4 protein-coding genes are annotated in these 7,776 nt (G+C 75.7%); all 4 read right to left on the bottom strand.

Going from position 1 to position 7,776, the window contains the following annotated elements:
* Window positions 1–9: 9 nt before the first annotated feature.
* Entirely contained in the window at window positions 10–756 is a 747-nt protein-coding gene (locus F6X68_RS27785) for an AzlC family ABC transporter permease (RefSeq protein WP_151457036.1), read from the bottom strand.
* Window positions 749–5,725: a non-ribosomal peptide synthetase gene (locus tag F6X68_RS27780; protein ID WP_151457035.1), complete on the bottom strand. Its 4,977-nt coding sequence runs from the start codon at window positions 5,723–5,725 to the stop codon at window positions 749–751. The genes F6X68_RS27785 and F6X68_RS27780 overlap by 8 nt, the downstream gene beginning before the upstream one ends.
* A 12-nt stretch (window positions 5,726–5,737) precedes the next feature.
* Window positions 5,738–7,513 carry a condensation domain-containing protein gene (locus F6X68_RS27775; RefSeq protein ID WP_151457034.1) on the bottom strand — a complete coding sequence of 592 codons (1,776 nt, stop codon included), beginning with the start codon at window positions 7,511–7,513 and terminating at the stop codon, window positions 5,738–5,740.
* The coding region (locus F6X68_RS27770) for a phosphopantetheine-binding protein (protein WP_225852463.1) at window positions 7,513–7,776 on the bottom strand (264 nt) is incomplete at its 5' end. The genes F6X68_RS27770 and F6X68_RS27775, both read right to left, overlap by 1 nt.

Here is a 7,776-nt window from a genome sequence, read left to right as displayed (position 1 = left end):
CGGGCTGCCCTACAACCTCGGCCTGGGCGTGCCGGCAACCCGCGGCGCGTTCGTCGGCGTGTCCGGCGGGCTGTTGGAGCGGCGGCCGTGCCCGCCGAACGCCGCCACGATCAGGCCGAGGTTGTAGGGCAGCCCGAGCAGGAGCAGGGCCAGCGCCCCGGCGGAGACCGCCGCCGTCCAGACCTTCCAGCCGACCAGCGCCGAGGCGAGCACGACCAGGAAGACCGCGGTCATCGGGAAGTCCAGGCCGGAGCGCAGCCGCTCCGGCAGCAGGTGCCCCGCGATCATGCCGACCACGGTGGCGATCGCCCAGTTGACGTACATGACCGCGGAGGCGCCGAAGTAGAACATGCTCTTGCGCCGGGCCGGCTCGTCGCCCTTGATCCGGTCGAAGGCCACGAAGAACACCGCGTCGATCAGGCCGAAGCCCAGCAGTAGCCGCCACCGCTGCGGCAACTCGCGCACGTGCGGCGCGAGCAGCGTGGAGTAGATGAGCATCCGCAGGCTGAGGATCAGCGTCGTCAGGACGATGACCGGCCAGGCCGCCCCCTCCGAGATCAGCTTGAAGCCGATGAACTGGGCGGTCCCGGAGTTGACCACCATGGCCAGGCCGAACGTCTCCAGGTAGGACAGGCCGGCGGCCAGGCCGAGGGTGCCGCCGATCACGCCCAGCGGAAAGGCGGAGAGCAGGAACGGCACCATCGAGCGGGCGCCGGCGACGAACTCGTCCCGCGTGGTCGGCGTACGGTCAGACATGGTTCTCCCCAGGACGGCGGGCGGACGGTACGGCGGCGGCCGCCGGCGGCGCGCCCGGTCCCGTCGCGCCGACGATAGCGGCCACCTCGGCCGCGCGGGTGCGGCAGAAGTAGTGCCCGCCCCCGTCGATCTCCCTCAACTCCACGTCGGCGGCGATCCGCCGCCACGCCTCGTGCGCCGCGCCCGGCCCGGCCGTCAGCGGGTCGTCGGCGGCCACGACCACCGTGACCGGCACCGGCAGCGGCTCCCCCACCCGGTCCCGCAGGTAGCGGTGCGAGCCGACGGCGTCGTGCCGGAAGGCGGCGACCAGGGCGTCGACGTGCCCCGCGTCCAGGCCGTCCAGCTCGGTGAAGCCGGTCTGGTCCACCAGCCAGCCCACCACGTCCGCCGGCGCCATCCCGGTGACCTCCGCGATGCTGGCGTCGATCTCCTCCGGCCCGCGCAGCAGCTTGCCGCCGAGGAAGAGCCGCTCGGGTGGCCGGCCGGCGGCGGCGAGCAGCCGGGTGACCTCGATCGCCGCCGCCGCGCCGACGCAGTGCCCCCAGACCAGCACCGGCCGGCCGCCCAGCTCCCCGATCTCGGCGGCCACCCGGCGGGTCAGCTCCGGCAGGTCCAGCAGCGGCTCGGGCCGGCTGACGTCGTGCCCCGGCAGCGCCACGGCGTGCACCGCGATCCGGTGCGGGGCCAGCGCCTCGGCCAGCGGTCGGAACGCGAGCGGGCTGCCCGCCGCGTACGGGAAGCAGACCAGGACCCGGTCGTGGGCGGCGTCCGGCGGGGACAGCGGTTGCAGCAGCCGGTCCTCCGGCGCGGCGTCCGCCTCGACGGCGCGGGCCAGCGGGCCGAGCGTGGAGGTGGTCATCAGCTGCCGCAGGGTGACCAGGGGCCGTAGCGCGGCGATCACCCGCATCGCGGCGAGCGAGTTGCCGCCCAGGTCGAAGAAGTTGTCCTCCTCGGCGATCCCGGCCAGCGGCACGTCGAGCGCCCGCGCCCACGCCTCGGCGATCCGCCGGGCGGCCGGCGTGCCCGGCGCGGTCCGCCCCGCCGGCTCCGTCGGCCGGCGCTTCGCCGGGGCGGTCCGGTCGAAGCGGCGCCGGGTCGGGGTGACCCGGGGCTCGGGCAGGCCGGGCCGCAGCCCGGCGTGGGCGCGCTCCGGGTCGGTCGCCAGCTCCGCCAGCACCCGCCGGTACACCTCGCCGATGCCCGCCGCCTGCTCCGGCGTGAAGGCCGCCGAATGGTAGTGCAGGCTCAGCCGGACCCGGTCGGTGAAGAAGTCCCGCATGAACTCGGCACGCAGCGCGAACTCCGTCTCCGTGCTCACCTGCACGTCGAGCAGGTCGAAGCCGGGCAGCTCGCGCAGCTGCTTGAGCAGGTAGAAGTGGGTGTAGTTGAAGACGGTCTCGAAGAGCAGGTCGGTGGTGCCGGCGTCCGCCTTCATCTGCGCCATCGGGTAGCGCCGGTGGGGCAGCAGGTCCGCCTCCGCGCGGTACACCGCCCGGACCAGGTCGGCCCAGGAGCCGCCGCCGAGGTCCACCCGCATCGGCACGGTGTTGAGGAACAACCCCAGCGCCCCGGTGGCGCCCTCCGCCTCCGGCCGGCCGCTCTGCTCGTACCCGGTGACGACCTCGGTGTCCCCGGCGAGCGCGCCGACCACCTTGACGTGCGCGGCCAGCAGCACGGTCTTCAGCGGCACCGCCAACCGGTCGGCCGCGCGCAGCAGCCGCTCGGAGAGCGCGTCGTCGATCTCCACCTCGTGGAAGACGACGGTCCGCTCGGCCGGCGTCTCCGGCGGCTGCCACCGGGGCAGCTCGGTGACCCCGCCCGCGGCGAGGACGCCACGCCAGAAGTCGCGGTCCGCCGCCGACTCCAGCGCCCGGCGTTCCAGCCCGATGTAGTCGCGGAAGTGGTTCTCGGCCGGCCCCTCGTCCGGTCGGTCCCCGGCCAGCAGCCGGTAGTAGGTGTCGAAGAGCTGGGTGTGCAGCAGGGTGATGCTCCAGCCGTCCAGCGCCGAGTTGTGCTGGCTGACGCTGTAGCGGTAGAGCTCGTCGCCGAGGACGTGCACGTGGATGCGGACCAGACCCGGCTCCTGCCAGCGGAACCGGTACGACTGCTCGCGCGCGTGCCAGTCGGCGTGCCAGCGCTCCTGCTCGGCCGGGTCGCGGTCGCGCAGGTCCACCACCCACAGCGGGCTCGGCGCGTCGGCGTGCACGAGTTGCAGGTACTCGCCGAAGCCGGTCAGGTGGTAGCTGGTCCGGAAGATCGGGTGCCGCGCGACGAGGATCCGCACCGCCTCGGTGAACGTCGCCTCGTCGAAGGGCGCGTTGATGAGGAAGCTGATGATGTCGTGGTACTGGGCGGCGCCCCGGGACAGCTCGTTCTCGTAGATCAGCCCCGCCTGGAGCTGCCCGAGCGGGTACGCGTCGACCACCCCGTCCGGCAGCAGGGCCCGGTCCGCCGCGTCGAGCAGGGCGAACGGCGGGTGCGTCACCGCCCGTTCCGCGCCCGGCGGGCCGGCCGCGAGCAGCGCCGCGATCGTCGGGTGGCGGAACAACTGCTGGAACGTGAGGTCCACCCCGGCGGCGTGCGCCCGGGCCAGCACGGTGACGAAGTGGATCGAGTTGCCGCCGATGGCGAAGAAGTTGTCCTCCACGCCGACCCGGTCGAGACCCAGCACCTCGGCCCAGATGTCGGCGAGGATCCGCTCGGGCCCGGTGCGCGGCGCCACGTACGGCCGCTCGGGCGCGGCCGGCTCGGGCAGCGCCCGCCGGTCCAGCTTGCCGCTGCCCGACAGCGGGAACTCCGCCAGCTCGACCACCCGGGCGGGGACCAGGTAGCCCGGCAGCAGGGTGCCCAGGTGGGCGGTGAGCGTCGCCTCGCCCACCGGCTCGTCGGCGACCACGTAGCCGATCAGGTTGCCGTCGCGGGCCACCACCACCGCGTCCTTGACGGCCGGGTGCCCGCGCAGCGCCTCCTCCACCTCGCCCAGCTCGACGCGGTAGCCGCGTACCTTCACCTGGTGGTCGAGGCGGCCGAGGTAGTCGAGCGTGCCGTCGGGCAGCAGCCGGGCCAGGTCGCCCGTGCGGTACACCCGCTCCTCGCCCACCTCCGGCGCGGCGACGAAGCGGTCCCGGGTCAGCTCCGGGCGGTTGAGGTAGCCCCGGGCGAGCTGCACCCCGGCGACGCACAACTCCCCCGGCACCCCCACCGGCTGGGGGCGCAGCCGCTCGTCGAGCACGTACAGGCGGGTGTTGTCCACGGGCCGGCCGATCGGCACCCGCTCCCGGCCGGGCCGGCAGCGGTGGTGGGTGACGTCGACGGTGGCCTCGGTGGGCCCGTACAGGTTGACCAGCGTCGCGCCGGGCAGCAGCTCCGCGAGCCGGTCCACCTGCCGGGGACCGAGCGCCTCGCCGCTGGCGAAGACCTGCCGCAGGCTCGCCAGCCGGCCGGTGTCGGCGGTGCCGAGGTAGTCGAGGAACGCGCCCAGCATCGACGGCACGAAGTGCGCGGTGGTGACGCCGTGCGCCTCGACCGCCCCGATGATGGCCTCCGGGTCGCGCTCCGCGCCGGCGGGAAGCAGGCAGACGGAGGCGCCCTCGCGGGCCCACCAGAACAGCTCCCACACCGACACGTCGAAGGTGGTGGGCGTCTTGTGCAGGATCACGTCGGCGGGGCCGATCGGGTACAGCCGCTGCATCCAGGCCAGCCGGTTGGCCAGCGAGCGGTGCTCGATCATCGCGCCCTTCGGGGCGCCGGTCGAGCCGGAGGTGTAGATGACGTACGCGAGGTCCCGCCCGTGGCGCGGCGCGTCGGGGCCGGGCGACCCGACGGCGGCGGGCACCGGGCCGGCCGTCGGCAGCGGGAGCACCGGCACGCCGTGCGGGACCCGCGCCGGGTCGGCGGCGAGCACCACGGCGGCCCCGCTGTCGTCGAGCAGGTAGGCGACGCGCGCCGCCGGGTAACCGGGGTCGACCGGCAGATAGGCACCGCCGGCCCGCAGGGTGGCCAGGATCGCCACCAACTGCTCGCGGGAGCGCTCGGCGAGCACGCCGACGATCGACTCCGCGCCCACCCCGGCGCCGCGCAGCCGCTCGGCGTACGCGGCCACCCGGGCCTCCAGTTCCGCGTACGTCCAACTGCCGGCCGCGGTGCGGACGGCGACGGCGTCCGGGCGGGCGCCGGCCCACCGGGCGACCCACTCGTCCGGCCGGCCGGCCGGGTCCTGGCCGACGCCGGTGTCGTTGACCTCCCGGAGCACGTCCCGGTCGCCGTCGGTCAGCAGGCTCAGGTCCGTCACCGGCGCGTCCGGCTCCGCCAGGGCCCGACCCAGCAACAGCGCCAGGTGGGCGCCGATCCGCTCGGCCGTGGCGCCGTCGTAGCGGCGGGCGTCGTGGTGGACCGTCACCTCGACGGCGCCGAGGGCGAAGAACACCCCGGCCCCGGCGCCGTCCGGGGCGCCGCCCCCCACCGCCACGTCGACGAGCGGGTGCGGGCCGGGACCGGCGTCCGCGGCCAGTTCCTCGGCGAGCAACTCGACCGGGTAGTCGGCGTGGCGCGCCGCCTCGGGCACCGCCGTTCGCAACTGCCCGACCAGGTCGCGGTAGCTGCTCTCCGCCGCACAGCGCACCCGCAACGGCAGCATCCCGGCCAACTGCCCCGGCTCGCCCGGACGGCCGACGAGCATGTCGTCGGCGCCGGTGTAGCGGCGCAGCAGGGCGGCCACCGCGGCCGTCACCAGGACCTGGCGGGCGTCCTCGCCGCCCCGGCCGGCCCGGGCGAGCCGGTCGATGACCGCCTCGTCGAGCGGCACGGTGACGGCCGCCGGCTCGGGCGGGGCGCCGGGCGCCGGGGTGCGGTCGGCGGGGAAGCCGACCGGGTCGGCGCCGGAGCCGAGCACGGCACGCCAGTGGCGGGCGTGCTCCGGGCGGCGCGCCGCGGCGATCTTGAGCTGGCCCCGCGTCATCAGCGACTGCATGATCTCTCCGGCTCACAACTCGATGTCGATGGTGGAGGGTGCCCCGGCGGCGACCCGGCGGGCCCCGGTCAGCTCGCCGACCGGCACCCCGGGGTCGGTCAGGACGGTGTCGGCGATCTCCAGCCAGAGGTCGGCGAAGGCCCGCACCGTCCCGGGCAGGAACAGCCCGGCGTCGTACGCCCAGTGCACGCGCAGCGAGTCCGCGCGCTCGTAGACCTGCATGTCCAGGTCGAACATGGCCTGGCCGGTGGGCGCGACGGCCAACTCGACCCGCCGCCCCAGGAAGTCGGCGGCGGCCACCTCGGCGTGCTGCATCGCGAACAGCGTGTCGAAGAGCGGATGCCGGTCCTGGTCGCGGACCGGCAGCACCTCGGCGACCAGCGTGTCGAACGGGTAGTCCTGGTGGGCGAACGCGTCGACCACGTCGTGCGCCACCTCGGTCAGCAACTCCCGGAAGGTGGCCTCCGGCCGCACCCGGTGCCGCAGGCAGACCGTGTTGACCAGCATCCCCATGGTCGCGTCCAGGCCCGGGGCGCCGCGACCGGCCACCGGGGTGCCCACCGTGACGTCGGTCCCGCCGGTCGCCGCGGCGAGGAAGGTCGCGTAGCAGGCGAGCAGCACCTGAAACAGGGTCACGCCCTCGCGCCGGGCCAGCGCCCGCAGGGCGGCGGTCCGCTCCGCCCCGACGTCGAACTCGACCGTGCCGGCCCGCGCCGTCGCCGGGCGGCCGATCAGCCGCGCCGCGTCGGTGGGCAGCCGCAGGGGCGCCGGCGGCTCGGCGAAGCGCCGCCGCCAGTAGTCGCCCCCGGGCGGCTCCCCGGCCGTGGCCCACACCGCGTAGTCGGCGTACTGGGCGGGAACCGGCGGTGGTTCGCCGCCGGCGTAGACGATGTCGACCTCGCGCAGCAGCAACGCCAGGGAGAGGCCGTCGGTGACGATGTGGTGCAGGTCCAGCGCCAGCACCGGGCCGTCGCCGGTACGCCGCAGGGCGGCCCGCAGCAGCGGCGGGGCGGCCAGGTCGAACGGCTCGACCGGCAGCGTCCCGGTGCCCTCGATCCCCGGCAGGTCGAACGGGACAGCCGGCAGCACCCGCTGCACCGGCCGGCCCGCCTCGGTGCCGAAGGCGGTGCGGAGGATGTCGTGCCGGGCGATGACGGCGCGGAACGCGTCCGCCAGCCGGGCGCGGTCGACGTCCGCCGGCAGCGGCACCAGCAGCGGCAGGTTGTAGGTCACCGACGCGGGGTCGCGGGACTGGGCGAGGAAGACGCGGCGCTGCTGCGGGGAGAGCGGGTAGGCGTCCGCCGCCTCGGCGCGGGGCAGCGGCACGGCCGCCCGGGCCCGGCCGATCTCCTCGGCGAGACCGGCCACCGTCGGGTGGCGCAGCACCGCCGCGAGGGAGACGCCCACCCCGAGGGCCCGCTGCGCCTCGACGGCCAGTCCCGTCGCGGCGAGCGAGTCGCCGCCGGCGGCGTAGAAGTCGTCGAGCACGCCCAGCTTCGGCACGCCGAGCAGGCGTTCCGCGATGCGCACCAGGACGCGCTCGGTGTCGTCGCGCGGCGGCAGGTACGCCCCGAACCGGTCGTCCGGCTCCACCAGGTCGGCGGGATCGAGGGAGTCGACCTGCACGATGTGCCGGGGCAGGTCGGCGTCGGGCAGTTCCCGGGCGAGCAGGCCGCGCAGGTGCAGCGGGTCGAGGTAGTCCTCGGCCACCACGTACGCGCAGCCGCCCTTGACGGCCACCTCGCGTACCTGGGGCCAGAGGCGGGTCAGCGTGTCGACGTCGGCCATCACCGCTCCGTACCGGTCGCGCCGACCAGGGCGCGCACCGTGGGGTGCACGTACAGGTGGCGGGGGGTGAACTCGCCGAGGCCCTGCGCGCGCAGTTCACGCAGCAGCCGCAACGCGAGCAGGGAGTTGCCGCCGAGGTCGAAGAAGTTGTCCTCCGGCCCCACCTCGGCGCCGAGCACCCGCTCCCAGACCACCCGGATCCGCTCGGCGCGGCCGGGTCCCGCCCCGGGGTCGGCGGGTTCCCGGGGGGCGGGCCTGTCCCT

It is taken from the genome of Micromonospora sp. AMSO12t (genome assembly GCF_008806585.1).
In the GTDB taxonomy this organism is placed as follows: domain Bacteria; phylum Actinomycetota; class Actinomycetes; order Mycobacteriales; family Micromonosporaceae; genus Micromonospora; species Micromonospora reichwaldensis.
Note: the sequence above shows the minus strand (reverse complement) of the source record. Positions and strands in the feature narration are given on the sequence as shown.